At 71.6% G+C, this 22858-nt stretch carries 24 protein-coding genes and 1 pseudogene; 13 read left to right on the top strand and 12 right to left on the bottom strand.

Annotated features, from left to right (window positions below):
* The first annotated feature begins 6 nt into the window (after window positions 1-6).
* Window positions 7-1638: an L-glutamate gamma-semialdehyde dehydrogenase gene (gene pruA / locus ACZ6K0_RS07570; protein ID WP_376399642.1), complete on the top strand. Its 1632-nt coding sequence runs from the start codon at window positions 7-9 to the stop codon at window positions 1636-1638.
* A gap of 105 nt (window positions 1639-1743) precedes the next feature.
* Here the strand turns inward: pruA and ACZ6K0_RS07575 are convergent, their stop codons facing one another.
* Window positions 1744-2631, bottom strand: coding sequence for an alpha/beta fold hydrolase (locus ACZ6K0_RS07575; RefSeq protein ID WP_469227571.1), 888 nt, complete (start codon window positions 2629-2631; stop codon window positions 1744-1746).
* A gap of 88 nt (window positions 2632-2719) precedes the next feature.
* Here ACZ6K0_RS07575 and ACZ6K0_RS07580 point away from each other — a divergent pair.
* Window positions 2720-3148, top strand: a pseudogene (locus tag ACZ6K0_RS07580) (GNAT family protein); the annotation flags it as partial.
* A gap of 43 nt (window positions 3149-3191) precedes the next feature.
* Here ACZ6K0_RS07580 and ACZ6K0_RS07585 read toward each other — a convergent pair.
* From ACZ6K0_RS07585 to ACZ6K0_RS07595, 3 genes are read right to left on the bottom strand one after another with little or no spacing between them, the layout of a single operon-like run.
* Complete coding sequence (locus tag ACZ6K0_RS07585; protein ID WP_469227570.1) at window positions 3192-3932, bottom strand: hypothetical protein; 741 nt, start codon at window positions 3930-3932, stop codon at window positions 3192-3194.
* A complete protein-coding gene (locus ACZ6K0_RS07590; RefSeq protein ID WP_376399633.1) occupies window positions 3929-4270 on the bottom strand; it encodes a PadR family transcriptional regulator in 342 nt (113 codons plus the stop codon). The genes ACZ6K0_RS07585 and ACZ6K0_RS07590 overlap by 4 nt, the downstream gene beginning before the upstream one ends.
* 55 nt (window positions 4271-4325) lie before the next feature.
* The gene (locus tag ACZ6K0_RS07595; protein ID WP_469227569.1) at window positions 4326-5345 is read right to left on the bottom strand and encodes a zinc-binding dehydrogenase; all 1020 of its coding nucleotides are present in this window, start codon (window positions 5343-5345) and stop codon (window positions 4326-4328) included.
* Window positions 5346-5449: 104 nt separating this feature from the next.
* Here ACZ6K0_RS07595 and ACZ6K0_RS07600 point away from each other — a divergent pair, with 104 nt between their 5' ends.
* From ACZ6K0_RS07600 to ACZ6K0_RS07615, 4 genes are all read left to right on the top strand, one after another.
* Window positions 5450-6355, top strand: coding sequence for a LysR family transcriptional regulator (locus tag ACZ6K0_RS07600; RefSeq protein WP_469227989.1), 906 nt, complete (start codon window positions 5450-5452; stop codon window positions 6353-6355).
* A 263-nt stretch (window positions 6356-6618) separates the two neighbouring features.
* Window positions 6619-6750 (top strand): hypothetical protein, encoded by a 132-nt coding sequence (locus ACZ6K0_RS07605; protein WP_260605541.1) that lies wholly within the window; start codon window positions 6619-6621, stop codon window positions 6748-6750.
* Window positions 6751-6866: 116 nt separating this feature from the next.
* Window positions 6867-7907, top strand: a complete 1041-nt coding sequence (locus ACZ6K0_RS07610) for a 3-isopropylmalate dehydrogenase (protein WP_376399626.1) — start codon at window positions 6867-6869, stop codon at window positions 7905-7907.
* Between the two features lie 259 nt (window positions 7908-8166).
* Complete coding sequence (locus ACZ6K0_RS07615) at window positions 8167-9276, top strand: branched-chain amino acid aminotransferase (protein WP_469227568.1); 1110 nt, start codon at window positions 8167-8169, stop codon at window positions 9274-9276.
* A gap of 26 nt (window positions 9277-9302) precedes the next feature.
* Here ACZ6K0_RS07615 and ACZ6K0_RS07620 read toward each other — a convergent pair whose 3' ends face one another.
* Complete coding sequence (locus ACZ6K0_RS07620) at window positions 9303-10724, bottom strand: cytosine permease (RefSeq protein WP_469227567.1); 1422 nt, start codon at window positions 10722-10724, stop codon at window positions 9303-9305.
* A gap of 146 nt (window positions 10725-10870) precedes the next feature.
* Between ACZ6K0_RS07620 and ureA the strand changes: the two genes are divergently transcribed.
* Genes ureA through ACZ6K0_RS07635 form a run of 3 tightly spaced genes read left to right on the top strand, consistent with a single transcriptional unit; the run spans window position 10871 to window position 14345 of the window.
* Complete coding sequence (gene ureA / locus ACZ6K0_RS07625) at window positions 10871-11590, top strand: urease subunit gamma (protein WP_376399617.1); 720 nt, start codon at window positions 10871-10873, stop codon at window positions 11588-11590.
* Entirely contained in the window at window positions 11590-13272 is a 1683-nt protein-coding gene (locus tag ACZ6K0_RS07630) for an urease subunit alpha (protein WP_376399614.1), read from the top strand. The genes ureA and ACZ6K0_RS07630 overlap by 1 nt, the downstream gene beginning before the upstream one ends.
* Window positions 13273-13328: 56 nt before the next feature.
* Window positions 13329-14345: an agmatine deiminase family protein gene (locus ACZ6K0_RS07635; protein WP_376399611.1), complete on the top strand. Its 1017-nt coding sequence runs from the start codon at window positions 13329-13331 to the stop codon at window positions 14343-14345.
* Between the two features lie 137 nt (window positions 14346-14482).
* On the opposite strand, the gene ACZ6K0_RS07640 is transcribed toward ACZ6K0_RS07635, so the two are convergent.
* From ACZ6K0_RS07640 to ACZ6K0_RS07670, 7 genes are all read right to left on the bottom strand, one after another.
* Window positions 14483-14692 carry a hypothetical protein gene (locus ACZ6K0_RS07640; protein WP_469227566.1) on the bottom strand — a complete coding sequence of 70 codons (210 nt, stop codon included), beginning with the start codon at window positions 14690-14692 and terminating at the stop codon, window positions 14483-14485.
* Between the two features lie 31 nt (window positions 14693-14723).
* Complete coding sequence (locus ACZ6K0_RS07645) at window positions 14724-15275, bottom strand: glycine-rich domain-containing protein (RefSeq protein ID WP_469227565.1); 552 nt, start codon at window positions 15273-15275, stop codon at window positions 14724-14726.
* Between the two features lie 75 nt (window positions 15276-15350).
* Window positions 15351-15545, bottom strand: coding sequence for a hypothetical protein (locus ACZ6K0_RS07650; RefSeq protein WP_376399603.1), 195 nt, complete (start codon window positions 15543-15545; stop codon window positions 15351-15353).
* An 87-nt stretch (window positions 15546-15632) separates the two neighbouring features.
* Window positions 15633-16472 (bottom strand): helix-turn-helix domain-containing protein, encoded by an 840-nt coding sequence (locus ACZ6K0_RS07655; protein WP_469227564.1) that lies wholly within the window; start codon window positions 16470-16472, stop codon window positions 15633-15635.
* Window positions 16469-17005 carry a DUF6879 family protein gene (locus ACZ6K0_RS07660; RefSeq protein WP_376399598.1) on the bottom strand — a complete coding sequence of 179 codons (537 nt, stop codon included), beginning with the start codon at window positions 17003-17005 and terminating at the stop codon, window positions 16469-16471. Before ACZ6K0_RS07660 ends, ACZ6K0_RS07655 begins: the two co-directional genes overlap by 4 nt.
* A gap of 2 nt (window positions 17006-17007) precedes the next feature.
* Window positions 17008-17208, bottom strand: a complete 201-nt coding sequence (locus ACZ6K0_RS07665) for a hypothetical protein (RefSeq protein ID WP_376399596.1) — start codon at window positions 17206-17208, stop codon at window positions 17008-17010.
* Between the two features lie 101 nt (window positions 17209-17309).
* Entirely contained in the window at window positions 17310-17708 is a 399-nt protein-coding gene (locus ACZ6K0_RS07670) for a hypothetical protein (protein WP_469227563.1), read from the bottom strand.
* Window positions 17709-17832: 124 nt separating this feature from the next.
* Here ACZ6K0_RS07670 and sigJ point away from each other — a divergent pair, with 124 nt between their 5' ends.
* From sigJ to cimA, 4 genes are all read left to right on the top strand, one after another.
* The gene (gene sigJ, locus ACZ6K0_RS07675; protein ID WP_469227562.1) at window positions 17833-18738 is read left to right on the top strand and encodes an RNA polymerase sigma factor SigJ; all 906 of its coding nucleotides are present in this window, start codon (window positions 17833-17835) and stop codon (window positions 18736-18738) included.
* Window positions 18739-18958: 220 nt separating this feature from the next.
* Window positions 18959-19504 carry a TetR/AcrR family transcriptional regulator gene (locus tag ACZ6K0_RS07680; protein WP_469227987.1) on the top strand — a complete coding sequence of 182 codons (546 nt, stop codon included), beginning with the start codon at window positions 18959-18961 and terminating at the stop codon, window positions 19502-19504.
* A 75-nt stretch (window positions 19505-19579) separates the two neighbouring features.
* A complete protein-coding gene (locus ACZ6K0_RS07685; RefSeq protein ID WP_469227561.1) occupies window positions 19580-20920 on the top strand; it encodes an MFS transporter in 1341 nt (446 codons plus the stop codon).
* A gap of 283 nt (window positions 20921-21203) precedes the next feature.
* Window positions 21204-22835: a citramalate synthase gene (gene cimA, locus ACZ6K0_RS07690; RefSeq protein ID WP_376399585.1), complete on the top strand. Its 1632-nt coding sequence runs from the start codon at window positions 21204-21206 to the stop codon at window positions 22833-22835.
* Window positions 22836-22858 lie beyond the last annotated feature (23 nt).

Raw genomic sequence — 22858 nt, forward strand, 5'->3', positions numbered from 1 at the left:
CGACTCATGGACGCTGTCACCCAGGTCCCCGCTCCGGTCAACGAGCCGGTGCACAGCTACGCCCCCGGCTCGCCCGAGCGCGCCCGTCTCGAGGTCAAGCTCAAGGAGCTGGCCGAGAACCCGCGCGAGCTGCCGATGACCATCGGCGGCGTGAAGCGCCTCGGCGGCGGCGAGGAGTTCAAGGTCGTCCAGCCGCACAACCACAAGGCCGTCATCGGCACCTTCCGCGGCGCCACCACGCAGGACGCCCAGGACGCGGTCGACGCCGCCCTGGCCGCCGCTCCGGCCTGGCGCGCGATGGCCTTCGACGACCGCGCCGCGATCATCCTGCGCGCCGCCGAGCTGCTCGCCGGCCCGTGGCGCGAGACGCTGGCCGCGTCCACGATGCTCGGCCAGTCGAAGACCGCCCAGCAGGCCGAGATCGACACCCCGTGCGAGCTCGTCGACTTCTGGCGCTTCAACGTGGCGTACGCCCGCCAGATCCTGGCCGAGCAGCCGCCGGCCAACTCCCCGGGTGTGTGGAACCGTCTGGACCACCGCCCGCTGGAGGGCTTCGTCTACGCGATCACGCCGTTCAACTTCACGGCCATCGCGGGCAACCTGCCCACCGCCCCGGCCCTCATGGGCAACGTCGTGGTGTGGAAGCCGTCCCCGACGCAGACGCACTCCGCCGTGCTCCTCATGGAGCTCCTGGAGGAGGCCGGCCTGCCGAAGGGCGTCATCAACCTGGTGACCGGCGACGGCATCGCCGTCTCCGAGGTGGCCCTGAACCACCCCGACCTGGCCGGCATCCACTTCACCGGTTCGACCAAGACCTTCCAGCACCTGTGGAAGACGGTCGGCACCAACATCGAGAAGTACCGCTCGTACCCGCGGATCGTCGGCGAGACCGGTGGCAAGGACTTCGTCGTCGCGCACCCCAGCGCCGACCGCGCCATCCTGAAGACCGCGCTGACCCGTGGCTCCTTCGAGTTCCAGGGCCAGAAGTGCTCCGCGTCCTCGCGTGCGTACGTCCCGGCCTCCATCTGGAACGACGGCTTCAAGGAGGAGTTCGCGGCCGAGGTCGACGGCATCACCATGGGTGACGTCACCGACCTGTCGAACTTCATCGGCGCCGTCATCGACGAGCGTTCGTTCGCCAAGAACAAGGCCGCGATCGACCGTGCCGCGGCCGACCCGACCTGCACGATCGTCGCCGGTGGCACCTACGACGACTCGGTGGGCTACTTCGTCCGTCCGACCGTCATCGCGTGCACCGACCCGGAGAACGAGGTCTTCAAGGCCGAGTACTTCGGCCCGATCCTCGCGATCCACGTGTACGAGGACGAGAAGTACGAAGAGATGCTGACCCAGATGGAGTCGGTCTCGGACTACGCCCTCACCGGCGCGGTCATCTCCGGCGACCGCGCCGCGGCCGCGTACACGATGGAGAAGCTCCGCTTCGCGGCGGGCAACTTCTACATCAACGACAAGTCGACCGGCGCCGTCGTCGGCCAGCAGCCCTTCGGTGGCGGCCGTGCCTCGGGCACGAACGACAAGGCCGGCGCCCCGCAGAACCTGATGCGCTGGACGCTGACCCGCGCCATCAAGGAGACGCTGGTCCCGCCGACCGAGTACGGCTACCCCCACATGGGCTGACGCCCTCCGGGCCTCCGTGAGGCCCGCCCCTGACACCGCCCCCCTCCTCGGTCCCCCAACTGAGGACGGGGGCGGTTCTCATGCCCGCCTCCTCATGCCGCCTTCTCATGCCGCCTTCACCACGCGCCGCTTCAGGAAGTCGCCGATCAGCGCCGCGATCTGCGGGGCGTGGGTCTCCAGGGCGAAGTGGCCCGTCGGGAGCAGGTGGATCTCGGCGTCCGGGAGGTCGCGGCGGAAGGCCTCGGCGCCCGCCGGGACGAAGACCTGGTCGCCCTCGCCCCAGACCGCGAGGAGCGGGACCCGGGAGGTGCGGAAGTACTCCTGGAAGGCGGGATAGAGGGCGAAGTTGGAGCCGTAGTCGGCGATGAGGCCGAGCTGGATCTCGTCCTGGCCCTCGCGGGCCATATGGGCGGCGTCCTGGTGCCAGGCGTCCGGGTCGAGGAGGTCGAGGTACTCGGAGGGGACGCCGGTCTCGTACTGCCAGCGGATGCCGTCGAGGGAGCGGATGCCGCGGACCGGCTCCTCGGTCTCGGGCGTGCGGTTCTCGATCAGGGCGAGGACCGGGGCCCAGGCCTCGGCGCCGAGGCCCTCGTCGTAGGCGTTGCCGTTCTGGCTGATGATCGCGGTGATCCGCTCGGGGTGGGCGAGCGCGAGCCGGAGGCCGATGGGGGAGCCGTAGTCCTGGATGTAGAGGGCGAACCGCTCCAGGCCGAGGGCCTCGGTGAACTCGGCGGTGAGCGCGGCCAGCTCGGCGAAGGTGTAGGCGAACGCGGCGGCGGAGGGGGCGTCACTGCGGCCGAAGCCCAGGTGGTCGGGGGCGATCAGCCGGTAGTCGCCGGCGAGCCGGGGGATCAGGTCGCGGAACATGCGCGAGCTGGTGGGGAAGCCGTGCAGCAGGAGCAGGACGGGGGCGTCGGCCGGGCCCGCCTCGCGGTAGGCGATCTCGTGGCCGCGGACGGTGACGGTGCGGTGGTGGGTCGGCAGCACGTTCATCGTTCTAACCCCTTAGGTGTTCCTGACTGGTTATGGGTTGACTCAATCAGGCCCGCAGTAACCTGTCAATGGCGTGTGAGAGGTTAGAAACGCGCTCGGCGGTGTCCACGCCTGGATCGAGGGCGGGCGGGGCGTCGCCGCCCATGGCGCGGTCGTCATGCGCCGCGTGCTCCACCGGGGCCGTTCGTACCGCGTCGGGTACGTCGAAGGGGTCGCCGTCCGGGGTGACCTCAGGCGGCGGGGGCTCGGCGGGGCGGTGATGGACGGGCTCGGGCGGGTGATCGACGGCGCGTACGCCTTCGGGGCGCTCAGTGCCTCGGACGACGGGGCCGCGCTCTACCGGGCGCGCGGCTGGCGGGTCTGGGAGGGGCGGATCGAGGTCCTCGCGCCCGAGGGGATCGCTCGGCTGGCGGAGGAGGAAGGGTCCGTCTTCCTGCGTCCGGCGGCGGGTGGGCCGGGCCTGCCGGACCCCGCCCATCCGCTCGTCTTCGACTGGCGCGACGGGGACGTGATGTGAGGGCGGGCCGGGGCGGTCGGGGTGGTCGGGACGGTCGGGGCGGTCAGGGTGTGGTGCGGCCCTGATCCACCCGCCCCTTGGTCGTCTCCAGCTGGGAGGTGAACAGGGCGGAGAACATGGAGGCGAGGGCGATGGTGATCGCGAGCCCGCCGGTGCCGAGCGTCCCCATGAAGCACGCCGCCATCGCGCCGCCGACCAGTACGGCCCACACCGCGAGCGCCACCTTGCCGCGGCGGCTCAGGAACAGCCACCGGAGCGGGGCGGCGGGCCGGGCCTCCAGGGCGCCCGCCGGGCCCGTCGTCGCCGCGCGCGGCCGCTTGAAGTAGCCGTACGCCAGCCACTCGCCGCACAGCTCCCAGCCCTCGGGCTCCAGCTCGGCCAGGACCTTGGCGCGGCGCCGGGCGCCGATGACCTCGCGGCGGTACTCCCAGCGCAGCGTCGCCGTCGCGGAGCGGCGGCAGACGAACCGGCCGAGGGAGTCCAGGGACTCCACCTCCCAGCCCTGGTCGCCGTGGACGGCGAGCATCCGGCGGTCGTTGAAGATGTCGGCCGTCCAGGTCCAGCTCTCCGCCTGCTCGTCCGGCTCGGCGGGCCGCGGGGCGAGCCCTCCGAGCTGCGCCGCGAAGGCGGCGGCCGGGCCGAACTCCTCCTCCGGGTGCGCCCCGGTCTCGGTGAGGTGGCCGCGGAGGTCCTCGACGGTGGCGGCGATCTGCTCGTCCGGCACGCCCGCGGTGCGCAGCGCGTCGGTGAGCTCGGTGAAGTAGCGGTCGGATTCGCTGGTCATGCGGTGCTTCCCCCTGGATGCAGCGTGGTCTCGACGGCGCGGTGGAAACGCAGCCAGTCACGGCTCTCGGCGGCGAGGTGCTCGCGCCCCCGCTCGGTGAGCCGGTAGTAGCGGCGGCCCGGTCCGCGCTCGGCGGCGCGGAACTCGGCCTCCACCAGACCGGCTTCCTCCAGGCGGTTCAGTACGGGATAGAGCGTCCCGCCCTTGATCTCGCCGAGTCCCGCCTCGGCGAGCGCCTTGGCGATCTCGTACCCGTAGCTCTCGCCGTCGGTCAGGCGGGAGAGGACGAGCAGGTCGAGGACTCCCTTGAGCCAGCTGGATCTGCGGTCTGCGGCCATGGGTGTATTGCAGCACCAGCTAGGTAGGAATGCAAGCTAGATAGGAGTGGTGGGGTCACGCGGCGACCAGCATCTTTCCGAGGTTCTCGCCGCGCAGCATGCCCAGGAACGCCTCGACGATGTGCTCGAACCCCTCCACCACCGTCACGTCCAGGGGCAGCGCCCCGCTGCGCAGGTGCGGGACGGCGACGTCGTACAGCTCCTCCAGGGCGTCCATGTGGTCGCGTACGAGGAAGCCTTCGAGCCGGATGCTCTTGCCGACCACGTCGAAGAGGTTGCGCGGGGCCGGCGGGGGAGTCGCGAGCGAGTGGTACTGGCCCACCGCGCCGACCCAGGCGATCCGGCCGAACGGGCGCAGCGCGGCGATCGAGGCCTCCAGATGGTCGCCGCCCACCCCGTCCAGGACCGCGTCGAGCCCCGCCGGGGCCGCCTTCGCGAGCAGCTCCGCGACCGGCCCGTCGTGGTAGTCGAAGGCCGCGTCGAAGCCCACCTGCTCCGTCAGGTACGCCACCTTGCGCGCCGTGCCCGCGCTGCCGACGAGCCGTCCCGCGCCGAGCAGCCGGGCGAGCCGTCCCGCCGCCGTGCCCACCCCGCCCGCCGCCGCGGACACGAAGAGGTCCTCGCCCGGCTGGAGCCGCGCGATCCGGGTCAGCCCCACGTAGGCCGACAGGCCCGTACCGCCGAGCAGGCTCAGGTGTGCGGCGAGGGGGACTCCGGGGCCGAAGTCCGGGACCGGCCGCGTCTCGTCCCTCGTGACCAGGGCGTGGGTGCGCCAGCCCTTGCGGTGCAGGACGAGGTCGCCGGGGCGCAGGGCCGGGTCGCGGGAGTCGAGGACGCGGCCCAGGGCGCGGCCCTCCATGGGGGAGTTCAGGGTCCACAGCTCGTCCGAGTCCATCGCCTCGCGGTGGTACGGGTCGACGGACCACTGGAGGTTCTCGACGAGGGCGGTGCCGGGCTCCGGCGCCGGGACGGGGGACTCGACGAAGGAGAACAGGTCGGGGGTGGGGAATCCGGCGGGGCGGGCGGTCTGCTGGACGGTGATCATGGTGTCGTTCGGCAGGGTGTCGTTCGTCATGGGGGTGACGGTAGGAGGGGATCCGCGGCCCGGGCAGGGGGTAGCGTCGATGGCCGCGGCCGATCCATGAATGCCGCTCATACAGCAAGGTGGGAGCCGCCGTGATCGATGACCTCGCCCCGCGTGAGCTGCGCGTCCTGGTGGCCGTCGGCCGCGAGCACGGCTTCTCCGCCGCGGCCGTCGTGCTCGGCATGACGCAGTCCGCCGTCTCGCACTCGGTGCGGGGGAGCGAACGCAAGCTGGGTGCCGTCCTCTTCGACCGGGGGCGCACCGGTGCCACGCCGACGGCGGCGGGCGAGCGGGCCCTCGCGCACGCCCGGCGGGTGCTGCGGCTGCTTGAGGTGATGGCCGCCGAGGTGCGCGGGGCGGGGCGGGACGGCGGGTCGGGCGGCGGGCCGGGCGGCGGTTCGGTGACCCTCGCCGGGCCGCTGCGGATCGCGGCCTTCCGCAGTGCGGCGCTGCATCTGCTGCCGCGCGCCCTGGGGCGGCTGACGGCGCGGCACCCGGGGATCGTGCCCGAGGTGCGGATCGTGCGGGAGGTCGGGCGCGGCACGGCGGGCGAAGTCCTCGACGGGCGGGCGGACCTGGGGATCGCGACCATCGGGACCACCTCGCCCGTACCGCCGGAGCTGGTCGGGGGTGTGCTGGTGGAGGAGGGGTACGCGCTGGTGCACCCGGCGGGGCACCCGGCGCCGCGCTCGCTGCCGCTGGTCGACTGGACGGAGAACTGCACCTCGTACACCCGGGAGTGGTGGGCCGGGCAGGAATGGCTGCCGCCGGCGACGGTGCAGGCCGAGGACGACGGAGCGGTGCTCTCGATGGTGAGCACCGGTTACGGGATGGCCGTGATGCCGGAACTCTCCCTGATCGGAGCACCGCCCTCCGTCGAGATCACCGATCTCGGTCCGGAGCGCCCGACGCGCTCGGTGGGCTACGTCACCACCCCCGAACTGGCCTCCTCCCTGGCCGTACGGGCGCTCATCAGGGAGTTGCGGGCCGTCGCGGGGTGACCCTCGGGCGACCCCGGGAGGACCCTGAGTCCCACGCCGTCTCAGATAGTAGGAAGTCCGAGTAATTGTGGAGACAGATGCGGCACCCTGCCCTAGCTTTGTAGAAGCCGAACGTCTCGCTACATCAGCGAATGGCGGTCGAGAGCGCGACGCCCCTGTGCAGGCAACCCCTGCGGCGGCGCTCCCCGCCCCTGCCGGCACCTTCGATCACCACTGATCTCCGCACTTTCGGATCATCACTGATCTCAAGGAGTCGATCCCTCATGGCCACTCAGACCACCCGCCGCGTCCGCCACTCCGCCGGCCGTTCCAACGACGAGGCCCGCCAGAACGCCGCCGCCGCCCTCCAGCGCGCCCTCGACCGCCGTGACAACGGCGGCTCCACCGGCCACTGATCCGCAGGGGTTCCCCGCCGCGCCCGCGCCGGGGACCCGCGTCCGTTCGGGCTGTCCGTTCGTCCACATGATGGACGGAACGTGTCAGACGATGGGACGAAGAGTAGGGTGCCGACATGTCTCACAGCATCAATCTCGCAGTCATTCCCGGCGACGGCATCGGCCAGGAGGTCGTGGCCGAGGGCCTCAAGATCCTCTCGGCCGTCCTTCCCCAGGACGTGAAGCTGGAGACCGAGGAGTACGACTTCGGCGCCAAGCGCTACCACGCCACCGGTGAGACCCTCACCGACGCCGATCTCGACTCCCTCAAGAAGCACGACGCCATCCTGCTCGGCGCCATCGGCGACCCGTCGGTGCCGTCCGGCGTCCTGGAGCGCGGCTTCCTGCTGAAGCTCCGCTTCGCCTTCGACCACCACGTGAACCTGCGTCCCTCGAAGCTGCTCCCCGGCGTCGCCACCCCGCTCGCCGGGCAGCCCGAGATCGACTTCGTCGTGGTCCGCGAGGGCACCGAGGGCCCGTACACGGGCAACGGCGGCACCATCCGCAAGGGCACCCCGCACGAGGTCGCCACCGAGGTCTCGGTCAACACCGCCTTCGGTGTCGAGCGGGTCGTCCGGGACGCCTTCGCCCGCGCCCAGGCCCGTCCGCGCAAGAAGCTGACGCTGGTCCACAAGAACAACGTGCTGACCTTCGCCGGCCACCTTTGGACGAACATCTTCACCAAGGTCGCCGCGGAGTTCCCCGAGGTCACCACCGACTACCTGCACGTCGACGCCGCGACGATCTTCCTCGTCACCGACCCGGCCCGCTTCGACGTCATCGTCACCGACAACCTCTTCGGCGACATCATCACCGACCTCGCCGCGGCCGTCTCCGGCGGCATCGGCGTCGCCGCCTCGGGCAACATCAACCCGAGCGGCGAGTTCCCGTCCATGTTCGAGCCGGTCCACGGCTCCGCGCCGGACATCGCGGGTCAGGGCAAGGCCGACCCCACGGCCACCGTCCTCTCCGTCGCCCTCCTGCTGCGCCACCTCGGCTACGAGTCCGAGGCCGTCCGGGTCGAGGAGGCCGTCGCGGCCGACCTCACCGAGCGGGGCACCGCCGTCCGTACGACGGCCGAGATCGGCGACGCGCTCGCCGCGCGAGTAGCGAGCTGACCCGCGCAGCCGACTGACATCTGACAGCAGCCGCCGGGTCGCACCTGCACCCGGCGGCTGTACCTGTGCGGCCGAAGGGTGCCACCATCGAACCCTGGACCGCGTTCACCCGTTTCGTGCACCGGTCCCCGCGAGCGATAATCGAACGTGGGGCCGCGGCATGCGGGCATGCTCGGACGTCCACACAGTCATGGACATCAGCCGATGACTGAGGCGTGAGCGCGGTCCGACACACACAACCGGTGAAGGACACGCACTCATGACGACGCCCACGATCGAGCTCAAGCCCTCCTCCAGCCCGCTGTCCGACGCGGAGCGCGAGGCGATCCTGGACAACCCGGGATTCGGCCGCCACTTCACCGACCACATGGTCACCATCCGGTGGACCGAGGGCCGCGGCTGGCACGACGGCCAGCTCGTGCCGTACGGCCCGCTGCACCTGGACCCGGCGACGAACGTCCTGCACTACGCGCAGGAGATCTTCGAGGGCCTGAAGGCCTACCGCCGCCCCGACGGCTCGGTCGCCAGCTTCCGCCCCGACGCCAACGCGCGCCGCTTCCAGGCCTCGGCCCGTCGTCTGGCCATGCCGGAGCTGCCCGTCGAGGCCTTCGTCGAGGCCTGTGACCTGCTCGTCCAGCAGGACAAGGCGTGGGTCCCGGCGCACGGCGGCGAGGCCTCGCTCTACCTGCGCCCGTTCATGATCGCGACCGAGGTCGGCCTGGGCGTCCGCCCGGCCAACGAGTACCTCTTCGTCGTCATCGCCTCCCCGGCCGGCCCGTACTTCCCCGGTGGCGTGAAGCCCGTCTCCATCTGGCTCTCCGAGAACCGCGTCCGCGCCGTCCCCGGCGGCGTCGGCGACGCCAAGACCGGCGGCAACTACGCGGCCTCCCTGCTCGCGCAGGCCGAGGCGGCGGCCAAGGGCTGCGACCAGGTCGCGTACCTCGACGCCGTGGAGCACAAGTGGGTCGAGGAGCTCGGCGGCATGAACCTGTACTTCGTGTACGGGGCTGAGTCCAATGAAAAGCCCAAGCTGGTCACGCCCACCCTCACCGGCTCGCTCCTCGCCGGCATCACCCGTGACTCGCTGCTCAAGCTGGCGGCGGACCTCGGTCTGGAGCCGGAGGAGGGCCGCGTCTCCATCGACCAGTGGCAGGCCGACACCGCGAACGGCACCCTGACCGAGGTCTTCGCCTGCGGCACCGCCGCCGTGATCACCCCGGTCGGCACGGTCAAGTCCGAGCGGGGCGAGTGGCAGCAGTCGGGCGGCGAGCCCGGCGAGGTCACGATGAAGCTGCGCGACGCGCTGCTCGCCGTCCAGACGGGCAAGGCCGAGGACGTCCACGGCTGGATGCACGAGCTCGGCAAGTAGGTCCTACCTACTCGGTCGAGCAGGACCTACTCGGTCGCCGCCAGGGCTTCCGGGGCCGTCACGGTTCCGGGAGCCCTGTGCGGCGTCAGTACGGCGTACAGCGCGCCGCCCACCAGCCCCGACAGCACGAAGCTGCAGTCGATCCCGCCCGTCAGGGCGAGCAGCGGCCCCTCGTAGAGCGGCGTCGACACCCCGGCCAGGCCGACCGCCGCGCCGATCGCCCAGGAGGCGGTGGCGCGCGGGTGCCAGCCCGCCGAGAACCAGTAGATCCCGCCGCGCGAGCGGCGGTTGTAGACCTGGAGCGCCTCCGGGTCGTACGTCCCCCCGCAGCGCGCGTGCCCGATCAGGGTGATCACGGCCCACGGGGTGCCGATCGCGGTGAGCAGCAGGACGAACGAGGTCATCGCCGTCTGGGCGTCCGAGGCGAAGTGGCCCAGGAAGACGAAGGCCGTCGCCACCGCCGCGACCACGAGCGTGGCGCGCGCCCGGGTGGCCCGGGGCAGGATCGCGTCGAGGTCGAGCCCCATCGAGTACAGCATCAGTCCCGCGTTGCCGACGGACCCGGCCGTGGCCGCGAGCAGCAGCGGCACCAGGTACCAGACGGGGGAGGCGGCGACGAGCGGCCCGGCGTAGTCGAGGGCACCGCGGGCCGCGAGAGCGGTGAACGTGCCGAAGAGCTGGGGGACCAGCAGGCCGACGAGGAGGCCGAGGCAGGTGGCGCGCCAGACCTTCTTCGCGCTGTGCCGTTCGGGTGAGATGTAGCGGGTGTAGTCGCCGAGCAGGGTGATGAAGGCGACCGGCCCGCTGAGCCCGGCGGCGACCGCGGCGAGCAGCCAGGTCGGCCAGAACGAGCCGAGGAGGTACGGGGTCTCCGGTACGGCGGCCGTCGTGAAGTCCCCTGCGTACGCGACCAGGCCGACCGCGAGGAGCACGGTCATGCCGACCGCGAGCGCCTTGCTCAGCTTGAGCAGCAGCCGGTAGCCGTAGACAGCGGCGACCACCGTGCCCGCGGCGAGCAGCGCGTAGACGACGGCGTGCGAGGCACCGCCGGTGGGCAGGCCGGCCAGCCGGGCCAGCGTCCCCACCATGACGTCTCCGCCGATCCACAGCGTCAGCGCGGTGTAGCCGAGCGACAGCAGCAGTCCCACCACCGAGCCGACGAGCCGGCCGCGGACGCCGAAGAAGGCGCCGGAGGAGGTGGAGAGGTTGGTGGCGGTACGGAGCGAGACGAGCGCGAGCGGGGCGGTGACGGCGACGCCGACGACGGTCCCGGTGACGACCGAGGTGACCGAGGCCCAGAAGCCGAGGCCGAAGGAGACCGGGAGCCAGCCGAAGACGATCACCCCCAGACAGAGGTTGGAGCCGAGCAGGATCGACACGAGATCACGGGGGCCGCTGGTGCGTTCGGCCTCGGGGATGGTGTCGACTCCGCGCTGTTCGATCGGCATGGGGCCTCCTGGGAGGGGAGCGGGGCGAGAGCGGCTCGCGCATTTAGAGTGGCGCTCAATGTGACCTAGACCTGTCGGCCACGTCAATGCTTGGCTCATGGCGTCTCAACATTTAGAGTGTCGCTCAAACAGGAGGTGTTTCGGACGTGCGACTGACCCCCACGGAACGCGACCGGCTGCTGCTCTTCGGCGCCGCCGAGCTCGCCCGCGCCCGCCGGGCCCGGGGCCTGCGGCTCAATGTCCCCGAGGCGACCGCGCTCATCGCGGACACGGTCTGCGAGGCGGCCCGCGACGGCAAGCGACTCGCCGAGGCGATCGCCGAGGCCCGCTCCGTCCTCGGCCCCGACGACGTCCTCCCCGGCGTCGCCGACGTGGTCACCGAGGTCCACGTCGAGGCCGTCTTCGACGACGGATCCCGCCTCGCGGTCGTCTCCGACCCGATCGGCTGGGGGTCCCCCCACGAAGCAGGGGGAGGACGGCTGGGCGCGGCGGCGCCGGGCGCCCTGCTGCCCGGCCCCGCGCACCCGGAGCCCGCGCCCGCGGTCACCCTCCCCGTACGGAACACGGCGACCGTGCCCGTGAGCGTCACCTCCCACTTCCACTTCTTCGAGGCCAACCCGCGCCTCGACTTCGACCGCGCCGCCGCGTACGGCATGCGGCTCGCCATCCCGGCCGGCGCGTCCTTCCGCTTCGACCCGGGCGGCGAGGCCGAGGTCGGCCTCGTGCCGATCGGCGGCGCGCGCGTCGCCATCGGTTTCGCCGGCCTGGTCGACGGCCCGCTGGACGCGCCCGGCGCGAAGGAAGAGGCCCTGCGGCGCGCGGCGGCCTGCGGCTACCTCGGAGTCGAGAGCGGAGACGAGAACTGATGGACCCGTACGAGTACGCCTCCGTGCACGGCCCCCGCGCCGGCGACCGCGTCGTCCTGGGCGACTCCGGGCTCGTCGTCCGCGTCGAGTCCGACTCCCAGAAGCAGGGCGACGAGTTCCTCGCCGGCTTCGGCAAGACCGCCCGCGACGGCCTCCACCTGAAGGCCGCGGCCGTCCGCGAGACCTGTGACGTCGTCATCAGCAACGTCCTCGTCATCGACGCCGTGCAGGGCGTGCGGAAGGTGTCCATCGGCATCCGCGAGGGCCGGATCCACGCGATCGGGCGGGCCGGCAACCCCGACACCCTCGACGGCGTCGACGTCGTCGTCGGCACCGGCACCTCGATCGTCTCCGGCGAGGGCCTGATCGCCACGGCCGGCGCGATCGACACCCACGTCCACCTGCTCTCCCCGCGGATCATGGAGGCGTCACTGGCCTCCGGCGTCACCACGATCATCGGCCAGGAGTTCGGCCCGGTCTGGGGCGTGGGCGTCAACTCGCCCTGGGCGCTGCGCCACGCCTTCAACGCCTTCGACGCCTGGCCCGTCAACATCGGCTTCCTCGCCCGGGGTTCGTCCTCGGACCCGGCGCCGCTCGTCGAGGCCCTGGCCGAGGGTGGGGCGTCCGGCTTCAAGGTGCACGAGGACATGGGCGCCCACACCCGGGCCCTGGACACCGCGCTGCGGGTCGCCGAAGAACACGACGTACAGGTCGCGCTGCACAGTGACGGCCTGAACGAGTGCCTGTCGGTGGAGGACACCCTGCGGGTCCTGGACGGGCGCACCATCCACGCCTTCCACATCGAGGGCTGCGGCGGCGGGCACGTACCCAACGTCCTGAAGATGGCGGGCGTGCCGAACGTCATCGGCTCCTCCACCAACCCCACCCTGCCCTTCGGCCGCGACGCGGTCGCCGAGCACTACGGGATGATCGTCTCCGTCCACGACCTGAAGACCGACCTCCCGGGCGACGCCGCGATGGCGCGCGACCGGATCCGGGCCGGGACGATGGGCGCGGAGGACGTCCTGCACGACCTCGGCGCGATCGGGATCACCTCGTCCGACGCGCAGGGGATGGGAAGGGCCGGCGAGACCGTACGCCGGACCTTCGCCATGGCCGGGAAGATGAAGGCCGAGCTGGGCCCCCTGGAGGGCGACGGCGCGCACGACGACAACGCGCGCGTCCTCCGCTACATCGCCAAGCTCACCATCAACCCGGCGATCGCCCACGGCCTCGCCCACGAGATCGGCTCGATCGAGGTCGGCAAGCTGGCCGACATCGTGCTGTGGCGGCCGGAGTTCTTCGGCGCCAAGCCGCAGCTGGTGCTGAAGTCCGGCTTCCCCGCGTGGGGGGTCGTGGGCGATCCGAACGCCGCCACGGACACCTGTGAACCGCTCGTCCTCGGACCGCTGTTCGGCGCCCACGGCGCCACGGCCGCCGATCTCTCCGTCGCGTTCGTGGCGCAGGCCGCCGTCGACCTCGGCTCCGACGCGATGCCGACCCGCCGCCGCCGCGTCCCCGTGCGCGGCACGCGCGGCATCGGCCCCGCCGACCTGGTGTTCAACTCCCGCACCGGAGACGTGCAGGTCGACGGCCACACGGGCCTCGTCTCGCTCGACGGCTCGCCGATCCGCTCCGAGGCAGCCGAGTCGGTCTCCCTCAACCGCCTCTACTTCCTCTGACCTCCCCTGACCTCCTCTGCCCCCCTGCCCCCCCTGACCTTCCTTAGGACCCTCTGATGACCTTCCGCATGCCCGCCGAGTGGATGCCGCACGAGCGCACCTGGATGGCCTGGCCCAGCACCAACCCCACCTTCACCAACGAGGAGGAGCTCGCCGAGGCGCGCGCCGCCTGGGCGTCCGTCGCCCGGGCCGTACGCCGCTACGAGCCGGTGACGATGGTCGTCGCCCCCGGCGACACGGAGTCCGCGCGTGCCCTCCTCGGCGAGGACGTCGAGCTCGTCGAGCGCGACCTCGACGACGCCTGGATGCGGGACATCGGCCCGACCTTCGTCACGAACGGCACCGAACTGGCCGCCGTGGACTGGGTCTTCAACGGCTGGGGCGGCCAGGACTGGGCCCGCTGGGAGCACGACTCCAAGATCGCCCGCCATGTCGCGGACGCCGCGGGCGTCCCCGTACTCTCCTCCCCCCTCGTCAACGAGGGCGGCGCGATCCACGTCGACGGCGAGGGCACGGTCCTGCTGACCGACACCGTCCAGCTCGGCCCGGGCCGCAACCCGGAGTGGACCCGCGCGCAGGTCGAGGCCGAGATCCACGCCAAGCTCGGCACCACCAAGGCCATCTGGCTCCCGCACGGCCTGAGCGGCGACTACGGCCTCTACGGCACCCAGGGCCACGTCGACATCGTCGCCGCCTTCGCCCGCCCCGGCACGGTCCTCGTCCACAGCCAGCAGGACCCGGCCCACCCGGACTACGAGCGCTCGCGGATGTACGTGAGCATCCTCCGCGGCCAGACGGACGCCCAGGGCCGCCCCCTGGAGGTCGTCGAGATCCCCGCCCCCACCGTCCTCAAGGACGAGGAGGGCGACTGGGTCGACTACTCCTACATCAACCACTACCTGTGCAACGACGGCGTGGTCCTGTGCGCCTTCGACGACCCGCACGACGAACTCGCCGCCGAGATCTTCCGCCGCCTCTTCCCGGAGCGCACGGTGACCCTGGTCGACGCGCGCGCCATCTTCGCGGGCGGCGGCGGCATCCACTGCATCACGCAGCAGCAGCCGCGCGTGTAGGCAATGCCGCCCTCGTCCGGGCCTTTCATCTGGCGAGTAGTGCTGAAGCCAGACCTGGTCGGGCGTGGTTCTGCATGATCATCTCCCATGGGAGAACCCCCGGCCGGGAGGATCCGGCCGGGGCCGACCTCGCGCGGCTAGCCCGCGATGACGAAACCCCTGGTGGGCTGCTGAAGGTCGGCAGCGGCCACGCGGGCGCGGACGGCGTCAGTGATGTCCCGCTGGTCGACGGGGTCGACTACCCGCCAGGCCCCTGCGCGGTTCCACGGGTCCACCGGTACGAAGACCCCCGGGATCCCGTACTTGCGCATCGAGTCGTGCAGTGACGAGACGTCGATCGCGTCCATGGGCTCTCCTTACGTCGGAAGGCTGTCGAGCCTATTCACCGCCGCCGCCGCTGGTGGCGCAGTTGCCGGGGTTGATCGGGCCGCACCCACCGGGCTTCTGGGTGTGCGAGCAGTTGGCGGCAACCGTGACGAGCGGCTTCTCCGGCCCCGTCCAGAGTTCGGCGTCGGGGGTGTAGCCCGCCTGTTCGATGAGGGCCATGGTGCGCGTGATGACGTTCGGGTCGTGGCGGGACGCGTCGGGACGCTCGGGGTAGTGGTGGACGGTGCGACCGAGGCGGCTGCACAGGCTCGCGTACATGTACGTGTGGAGGATGAGGGCGTGCCACCCCTCGTCGACCTCGCGGGTGGGCGCGATGCGCACCGTCGGGAACAGGCTGGCGGCGTGCACGAACTTGAGGGCCTCGACGACGATCCGGTCAGCCATCGAGGCATCCACGCCGGGGTTGTTGTCGAGGACCGTGTGCATCACGCCGTTGAACGCCGCATCGCTCAACAGGGCCCGGGCTCCGGGCGGGTTGCCGGGCTCGGGGCTGGACGAGCAGGGCGTCGGGTTGCCGTCCTGCGGCTGGTTCTTGCAGGCCATGGGGTCTCCTTCTGGTGGATTGCCGATGGTGCGTGGACCCGCCTCATGGGGGCGGGAGTCAGTAGGTGACCTTCTTCATCGAGGCACCCCGGGCGTCGGCTCGTCGATGAACAGGTACAGAGGGAGCACCCCGCGCGCGGCGGCGCACTCCTGGTGGGCGTAGATGTGGACACCGCCGTGCTGCTCGCTGCGCTGCGTACGGACGCACGCGTCGGCGTACGGCTTGGGACAGTACGTGCAGGGCCGTGGCCTGCGTGTTCGCGTCGCCATGACCAGGACGGTAGGCCGACCATTCGCTTGGCTGCCGACCGATTGAGCCGGATTGCGCGAGTCTCCCGGGGGCTTTCGCCGGATTGCTCAGATCGCCCTGAGAGACGCCCGGACACGGCCGATGAGCCGCTGTGCCCGGAGACCGGAGACCGCGGCCGCCGCGAGCTGGTCCCAGACGCGGGTGTAGAGGGCGAGGTCGTCGGATGTGTCGTACTGGAGCTCGGTGTTGATGGTCTCGACGATGACCCGCTGCTCGTCGAAGATCCAGAATCCGTGTTTCGGCGTGAGCGGCATGACGGCCCGCAGGGGCACGATGCCGAGCTCGACGGTCGACATGCCGATGAGGCCGACGAGCCGGTCCAGTTGCCCGGCCATCGTGTCGGCGGTGCCCACGTGGGCGTACAGCGCGGCTTCCCAGATCAGGACGCGGAACAGCTTGCCCGGTTCGTACAGGACTTCCTGCCGGCGCATGCGGGATTGGACAGCGGCCTCGGTGTCCCGGGGCGAGCGCATCAGGGCCGCGTTCTGCACGAGGAGGTGCCGGGCGTAGTCCGCCGTCTGGAACAGGCCCGGGATCACGCTCGTCTCGTAGCCGCGGGCCGTGGCGGTGCGTCGGTACTCGGCGACGTACCGGTCCTGCACGGGCGCGTGGCCGGCGGAGAGCTGGCGGCGCCAGCTCCGGTCCTGTGACTCCAGGCCCCGGAGGCGCGTGAGGAGCCCGGCGAGGGCGTCGGGTCGCGTGGCGTTCGCCCAGGTCTCCAGGTCCTCGGAAGTGGGCTTCTGCTTGCCGTTCTGGAGGCGGGAGACCTTCGACTCCTGCCAGCCGAGGCGGAGGGCGAAGTCCTTCTGGTTCAGGCCGGTCTCGGCGCGGAGCTCGCGGAGCCGCGCGCCGAGGGCCTCGCGGCTGCTCTGGAGATCCGACGTCACGCGGTGGACCGTACCGCCGCCCAGACCTCGGCAGTAGGCGCAGAGGCCGCCTGCGCGGCGTCGCGCGCCTTGCACGCGGCGAGGACGGTGGTCGGGTCGGTGATGGCCTCGACGCCGACCGTGGTGTCCGTGTCGTCGATGTGCATCCGGACGAGGGTGCGCGAGTCGAAGAGCCAGAAGTCCCAGTCCGGCACCCCGAGGCGCTCGGCCTCGGCGCGGGCCAGGACGCGGATGTCCTCGCCTGCCGCAACGTTGCCGGCGGCGGCCGCCATGAGGAACCGTTGCCCGTCCGTGGGCGGATCGTCGATCAGGCGGACGCGCGCGAACCGCGCGCCCTCCTCGGCCTTGGCCCGCACGTTCACGTTCCACGGGTGATCCGGCTCCGGCGCCGGGTCGATGCCGCGCATGAACGCCTGGAAGCGGGCGCCGGTCCGGTCAGTGGCGTAGCCGCGGCGGGTCTCCAACCGGAACGCGCTGTGCTGGAACTCGGCGAACAGGTGGGTGATCTCCTCGAAGGGGATCAGCGGGGGCACAGTCACTCCTTGGGGGCGAAGCGGCTCAGCAGCTCGCGGGGGATGACGACGGCGGTCTCGGCGACGCCGAGGTCGCGGAGCTGCGCGCGGTGCTCGGCGTCGATCTCGTCGCCTTGGACGACGAGGTCTCCGGTCTCGACCACTTCGTACAGGGTGGGGCAGTTGCCGTGCTCGCTGGTGGTACCGATGAACCTGAGCGTCATGGTGGGCTCCGTCCTCGTCGGGTGGCGTCCCAGCATGCTCGGAACCTGCGCCACGCGCCGGCGAGTTGCGCGAGATTGCGCGGAGACCGCGTGCCCTTCCATCACGCAGCAGCAGCAGCCCCGCGTGTAGTCCGCAGCGTGGCGGCCAGGGCCAGGACGCTCAGGGCGAACATCGTGATGCCCAGGGGGACGTGGAAGGCCGGCAGGTGTGCGACGCCGAGTACCACCTGTACCGAGGCGAGCACGAGGAAGCCGGTGGCGTAGAGGATCGGGCGGGGGGAAGCTCCGCCCGGCTTCCACGCCAGGATCGCGGCGAGCACGTACAGCATCGACGCGCCGTACATCACCCTCGATCCGACCTCGTGCAGCTGGTAGCCGAGGGACCCGGACAGCAGCATCCCGGCGGTGACCGACTGGAAGAAGAGGGACAGGGTCTGCAGCGCGACCGCGACCTGCGAGAACGTGAACCTGCCCGGTGCCGGAGTCGTCTGGACGGCCATGATGTGGTCCCTTCTTCTGCCTCGCGGCGGTGGATCGGTACTCTCTCGGCAGTCCGACGACGCAGCCCCGCGAAATGTGAGGTGAGGTGTCGGGCTCACGGGGAAACGGGGAGCGGTCGCGCGTATGAGTACACAGTCCGAGGTGGAAACGGGCCCGGTCTTCGGTGAGCGGCGCCATCTGATCAATCTCTGCTACCGGCTGCTCGGTTCGCTCGCCGAGGCCGAGGACGCCGTACAGGAGACGTACACCCGCTGGTACGCGATGACGCCGCGGGAACAGGCGGCCATCACGACGCCCGGCGCCTGGCTGACGACGGTGGCCGGCCGCGTCTGCCTCGACGTGCTCGGCTCGGCGCGGGCCCGGCGCGAGCGGTACGTCGGCGCCTGGATACCCGAGCCGCTCCCCGACCGCGCCGAGTGGGCCGGCGGGGGCGACCCCGCCGACCGGATCGCCCTGGACGAGTCGGTGAGCATGGCCTTCCTCGTCGTCCTGGAGTCGATGACACCGGCCGAACGCGTGGCGTTCGTCCTCCACGACGTCTTCCGCTACCCCTTCGCGGAGATCGCCGAGATCATCGGGCGGACGCCCGCCGCCTGCCGCCAGCTGGCGACCTCGGCCCGGCGGCGCGTCAGCGCCGCGCGGACGCCGGCGGCGCCCTCGGCCGGGCAGGCCGGCCTGGTGCGGCACTTCAAGGAGGCGTGGGAGGCCCGGGACATCGAGGCCCTCGTCGGCCTCCTCGACCCCGACGCCGCGATGGTCGCCGACGGCGGCGGTCTGGTCGGCACCGTCCTGGAGCCGGTCGTGGGCGGCGAGAACATCGCCGCGTACCTGATCCACATCGCCGACAAGGCGCCGGGGCTGAAGCTCCTGGAGCGGACGGTCAACGGCGTGCCGGGGCTCGTCGCGCAGCACACCGGCATGACCGTGACCGTGGCCGCCTTCGAGCTCGACGGCGACCGCGTCACCCGCATCTGGGCGGTCCGCAACCCGGAGAAGCTCCGCGCGTGGACGGGGACCGGGCCGGTCTGACCTCCGCGCGTGGACGGGGACCGGGCCGGTCTGACCTCCGCGCGTGGACGGGGACCGGGCCGGTCTGACCTCCGCGCGTGGACGGGGACCGGGCCGGTCTGACCTCCGCGGGGCCATCCTGTAGAACATACGGGTGAGTCAGAGCAGCAACCCGGCCCCACCCCCGCCCCGCCGCCGCAACCAGGCCGCCCCGCCCCGCGAGGACGTGCTCGCCGCGGCCATGGACACCATCGCCGAGCGCGGGCTCGACGGGCTCACCATGGCCGGGCTCGGGCGGCAGGTCGGGATGAGCAGCGGGCACCTGCTCTACTACTTCCGCACCAAGGACGAGCTGCTGCTCCAGACCCTGGAGTGGAGCGAGGGGCGGCTCGGCGCCGCGCGGAGCGCGCTGCTCGCCCGGCCGGGGACCGCGCGCGAGCGGCTCGACGGGTACGTCGACGTGTACGTGCCCGACGGGCCGCGCGACCCGCACTGGACCCTGTGGCTGGAGGTCTGGAACCGCTCGCAGAACGCCGACGACGACGCCCGCACCCGGCAGGCCGCCATCGAGGGGGCCTGGCACCGGGACCTCGTCGCGATCCTCGCCGAGGGGGTCTCGCGCGGGGAGTTCCGGGCGGTCGACCCGGACCGGTTCGCCACCCGTACGAGGGCTTTGCTCGACGGCTTCAGTGTGCATGTGGCCGTCGGGATCCCGGGCACCGGGCGGGACCAAGTCCTTGCCCACGTAAGGGAGTTCATCGAGCAGGACCTGGTCCCGCGACCGTAACGCACGTAAGTACACAGGATCGTTGTCCGCTACAGCCTTGTTGCCCGTGCGGGAACTCCGGCACGGTTCCGGTCCATGGGACGAGAGCACTGGAAGAAGATCTGGGTCGGCTCGGCCGGCAACATGGTCGAGTGGTTCGACTGGTTCGTGTACGCGAGCTTCGCCACCTACTTCGCGGGGTCCTTCTTCCCCGAGGGGAACGACACCGCCAAACTCATGAACACCGCCGGCATCTTCGCCGTCGGCTTCTTCATGCGGCCCGTCGGCGGCTGGCTCCTCGGCCGGGTCGGCGACCGCAAGGGCCGCAAGGCGGCGCTCACCCTCACCGTCACCCTGATGTCCGCCTCGGCGCTCCTCATCGCCGTCGCCCCCACCTACGCCGTCGCCGGCTACGGCGGCGCCGCCGTCCTCCTGATCGCCCGCCTCCTCCAGGGCCTCTCCGTCGGCGGCGAGTACGCCGCCAGCGCCACCTACCTCACGGAGGCCTCGGCGCCCGAGCACCGCGGCTTCGCCTCCAGCTTCCAGTACGTGTCGATGACCGCCGGCCAGATCCTCGGCCTCGGCCTGCTGATCGTCCTCCAGCACACGATGTCCAGCGAGGCCCTGCACAGCTGGGGCTGGCGCATCCCCTTCATCGTGGGCGCCCTCGGCGCGGCCGTCGTCTTCTACCTGCGGCGCACGATGCTGGAGACCGAGGTGTACGAGGAGAGCGCGGGCGACGGCGTCGCCGCGGGCGAGCAGGGCACCCTCAAGGCGCTCTGGGCGCACCGGCGCGAGGCCTTCCTCGTCGTCGCCCTCACCATGGGCGGGACCGTGGCCTACTACACGTACACGACCTACCTGACCAAGTACCTCTCCAACTCCGCCGGCCTCCCCAAGCAGACCGCGACCCTGGTCTCCTTCTGCGCCCTGATCGTCTTCGCCTGCCTCCAGCCGCTGGCCGGCCGGCTCTCCGACCGGATCGGCCGCCGCCCGCTCCTCATCACCTTCGCGGTCGGCTCCACGCTCCTCAGCGTGCCGATCCTGGCGATGCTGAAGCACGCGGGCTCCTTCTGGCCGGCCCTCGGCCTCTCCCTGCTCGCCCTGCTCGTCGTCACCGGCTACACCTCCATCAACGCCTGCGTGAAGGCCGAGCTCTTCCCGACCGGCATCCGCGCCCTCGGCGTCGCCCTCCCGTACGCCATCGCCAACGCGCTCTTCGGCGGGACCGCCGAGTACGTCGCGCTGTGGTTCAAGGACGCGGGCATCGAATCCGGCTTCTCCTGGTACGTGGCGGGCTGCGCGGCCGTCTCCCTGGTCGTCTATCTCGCGATGCGGGAGACCCGGGACATCGACCTGGGCCGGGTCGGCGCCTCCGGATCCGGCGGCCCCGACACCCTGCCCGGCCAGAAACGAGATCAGCTGCCCGTATCGTGAGATCGCCGTCCCGGCGGCTCCCCACCTGTGTCAGACTTCCGGCGTGCTTGCTACCACGATGATTATCGGCAGCGGCGCGCCGGTCCGCAGTGGCCACTGATCCGCGGCACAACCACCCGCGGCAGTGGACACCGTGCCTCAGACCCGCGCGCAGACCTCTCGCACCCGCGAGGGGTTTTTTCGTTTTCCGGCCCCACCCATGCCGGAAACGGACAGCGCGTGAGAATGGGGGCAAGTGGATCCAGACCTTCCGGAGCCACATCCGACAGGAGCCATCACAGTCATGACCACGGAGAACGGCGAGAGCCCGCGCCTCGACGACCGCCATGTCGACGACAGCTTCCACGTCTTCGACACCACGCTGCGCGACGGAGCGCAGCGTGAGGGCATCAACCTCACCGTCGCCGACAAGCTGACCATCGCGCGCCACCTCGACGACTTCGGCGTGGGCTTCATCGAGGGCGGCTGGCCCGGCGCCAACCCGCGCGACACGGAGTTCTTCGCCCGCGCCCGCCAGGAGATCGCGTTCAAGAACGCGCAGCTCGTGGCCTTCGGCGCCACCCGCAGGGCCGGCGGCAACGCGGCCGAGGACCCCCAGGTCAAGGCGCTGCTCGACTCCGGCGCCCCGGTGATCACCCTCGTCGCCAAGTCGCACGACCGGCACGTCGAGCTCGCCCTGCGCACCACGCTCGACGAGAACCTGGAGATGGTCCGCGACACCGTCTCCCACCTGACCTCCCAGGGCCGCCGCGTCTTCGTCGACTGCGAGCACTTCTTCGACGGCTACAAGGCCGACCCCGACTACGCCAAGGCCGTCGTCCGCGCCGCGCACGAGTCCGGCGCCGACGTCGTCATCCTCTGCGACACCAACGGCGGCATGCTCCCCGCCCAGATCCAGGCCGTCGTCGCCACCGTCCTCGCCGACACCGGCGCCCGCCTCGGCATCCACGCCCAGGACGACACCGGCTGCGCCGTCGCCAACACCCTCGCCGCCGTCGACGCGGGCGCCACCCATGTGCAGTGCACCGCCAACGGCTACGGCGAGCGGGTCGGCAACGCCAACCTCTTCCCCGTCGTCGCGGCCCTGGAGCTCAAGTACGGCAAGACGGTCCTCCCCGAGGGCGCGCTCGCCGAGATGACCCGGATCTCGCACGCCATCGCCGAGGTCGTCAACCTCACGCCCTCCACCCACCAGCCGTACGTCGGCGTCTCCGCCTTCGCGCACAAGGCCGGGCTGCACGCCTCCGCCATCAAGGTCGACCCCGACCTCTACCAGCACATCGACCCCGAGCTCGTCGGCAACACCATGCGGATGCTCGTCTCCGACATGGCCGGCCGCGCCTCGATCGAGCTCAAGGGCAAGGAGCTCGGCGTCGACCTGGGCGGCGACCGCGCGCTCGTCGCCCGCGTCGTCGAGCGGGTCAAGGAGCGCGAACTCCAGGGCTACACGTACGAGGCCGCCGACGCCTCCTTCGAGCTGCTGCTCCGCGAGGAGGCCGAGGGCCGCGCCCGCCGCTACTTCCGTACGGAGTCCTGGCGCGCGATCGTCGAGGACCGCCCCGACGGCACCCACGCCAACGAGGCCACCGTGAAGCTCTGGGCCAAGGGCGAGCGGATCGTCGCCACCGCCGAGGGCAACGGCCCGGTCAACGCCCTCGACCTGGCGATGCGGGTGGCCCTGGAACGGATCTACCCGCAGCTCGCCAAGTTCGAGCTCGTCGACTACAAGGTCCGGATCCTGGAGGGCCGCCACGGCACCGAATCCACGACCCGCGTCCTGATCACGACCAGCGACGGCAACGGCGAGTGGGCCACGGTCGGCGTCGGCGAGAACGTCATCGCGGCCTCCTGGCAGGCCCTGGAGGACGCCTTCACGTACGGGCTCCTCCGGGCCGGGATCGACCCCGCCGAGTAAACCGGATCGGCCACCTATGTCTT

It is taken from the genome of Streptomyces sp. NPDC042346 (assembly GCF_055581845.1).

Bases quoted from the DNA above. Each gene is read 5' to 3' on its own strand.
- pruA (WP_376399642.1), top strand. From the start codon at position 7: ATGGACGCTGTCACCCAGGTCCCCGCTCCGGTCAACGAGCCGGTGCAC.
- cimA (WP_376399585.1), top strand. From the start codon at position 21,204: ATGACCACGGAGAACGGCGAGAGCCCGCGCCTCGACGACCGCCATGTC.
- ACZ6K0_RS07630 (WP_376399614.1), top strand. From the start codon at position 11,590: ATGGACCCGTACGAGTACGCCTCCGTGCACGGCCCCCGCGCCGGCGAC.
- ACZ6K0_RS07590 (WP_376399633.1), bottom strand. From the start codon at position 4,270: ATGGCCGCAGACCGCAGATCCAGCTGGCTCAAGGGAGTCCTCGACCTG.
- ACZ6K0_RS07650 (WP_376399603.1), bottom strand. From the start codon at position 15,545: ATGGCGACGCGAACACGCAGGCCACGGCCCTGCACGTACTGTCCCAAG.
- ACZ6K0_RS07635 (WP_376399611.1), top strand. From the start codon at position 13,329: ATGACCTTCCGCATGCCCGCCGAGTGGATGCCGCACGAGCGCACCTGG.
- ACZ6K0_RS07685 (WP_469227561.1), top strand. From the start codon at position 19,580: ATGGGACGAGAGCACTGGAAGAAGATCTGGGTCGGCTCGGCCGGCAAC.
- ACZ6K0_RS07605 (WP_260605541.1), top strand. From the start codon at position 6,619: ATGGCCACTCAGACCACCCGCCGCGTCCGCCACTCCGCCGGCCGTTCC.
- ACZ6K0_RS07665 (WP_376399596.1), bottom strand. From the start codon at position 17,208: ATGACGCTCAGGTTCATCGGTACCACCAGCGAGCACGGCAACTGCCCC.
- ACZ6K0_RS07610 (WP_376399626.1), top strand. From the start codon at position 6,867: ATGTCTCACAGCATCAATCTCGCAGTCATTCCCGGCGACGGCATCGGC.
- ACZ6K0_RS07645 (WP_469227565.1), bottom strand. From the start codon at position 15,275: ATGGCCTGCAAGAACCAGCCGCAGGACGGCAACCCGACGCCCTGCTCG.
- ACZ6K0_RS07615 (WP_469227568.1), top strand. From the start codon at position 8,167: ATGACGACGCCCACGATCGAGCTCAAGCCCTCCTCCAGCCCGCTGTCC.
- ACZ6K0_RS07680 (WP_469227987.1), top strand. From the start codon at position 18,959: ATGGACACCATCGCCGAGCGCGGGCTCGACGGGCTCACCATGGCCGGG.
- ACZ6K0_RS07585 (WP_469227570.1), bottom strand. From the start codon at position 3,932: ATGACCAGCGAATCCGACCGCTACTTCACCGAGCTCACCGACGCGCTG.
- ACZ6K0_RS07595 (WP_469227569.1), bottom strand. From the start codon at position 5,345: ATGACGAACGACACCCTGCCGAACGACACCATGATCACCGTCCAGCAG.
- ACZ6K0_RS07640 (WP_469227566.1), bottom strand. From the start codon at position 14,692: ATGGACGCGATCGACGTCTCGTCACTGCACGACTCGATGCGCAAGTAC.
- ACZ6K0_RS07575 (WP_469227571.1), bottom strand. From the start codon at position 2,631: ATGAACGTGCTGCCGACCCACCACCGCACCGTCACCGTCCGCGGCCAC.
- sigJ (WP_469227562.1), top strand. From the start codon at position 17,833: ATGAGTACACAGTCCGAGGTGGAAACGGGCCCGGTCTTCGGTGAGCGG.
- ACZ6K0_RS07620 (WP_469227567.1), bottom strand. From the start codon at position 10,724: ATGCCGATCGAACAGCGCGGAGTCGACACCATCCCCGAGGCCGAACGC.
- ACZ6K0_RS07670 (WP_469227563.1), bottom strand. From the start codon at position 17,708: ATGGCCGTCCAGACGACTCCGGCACCGGGCAGGTTCACGTTCTCGCAG.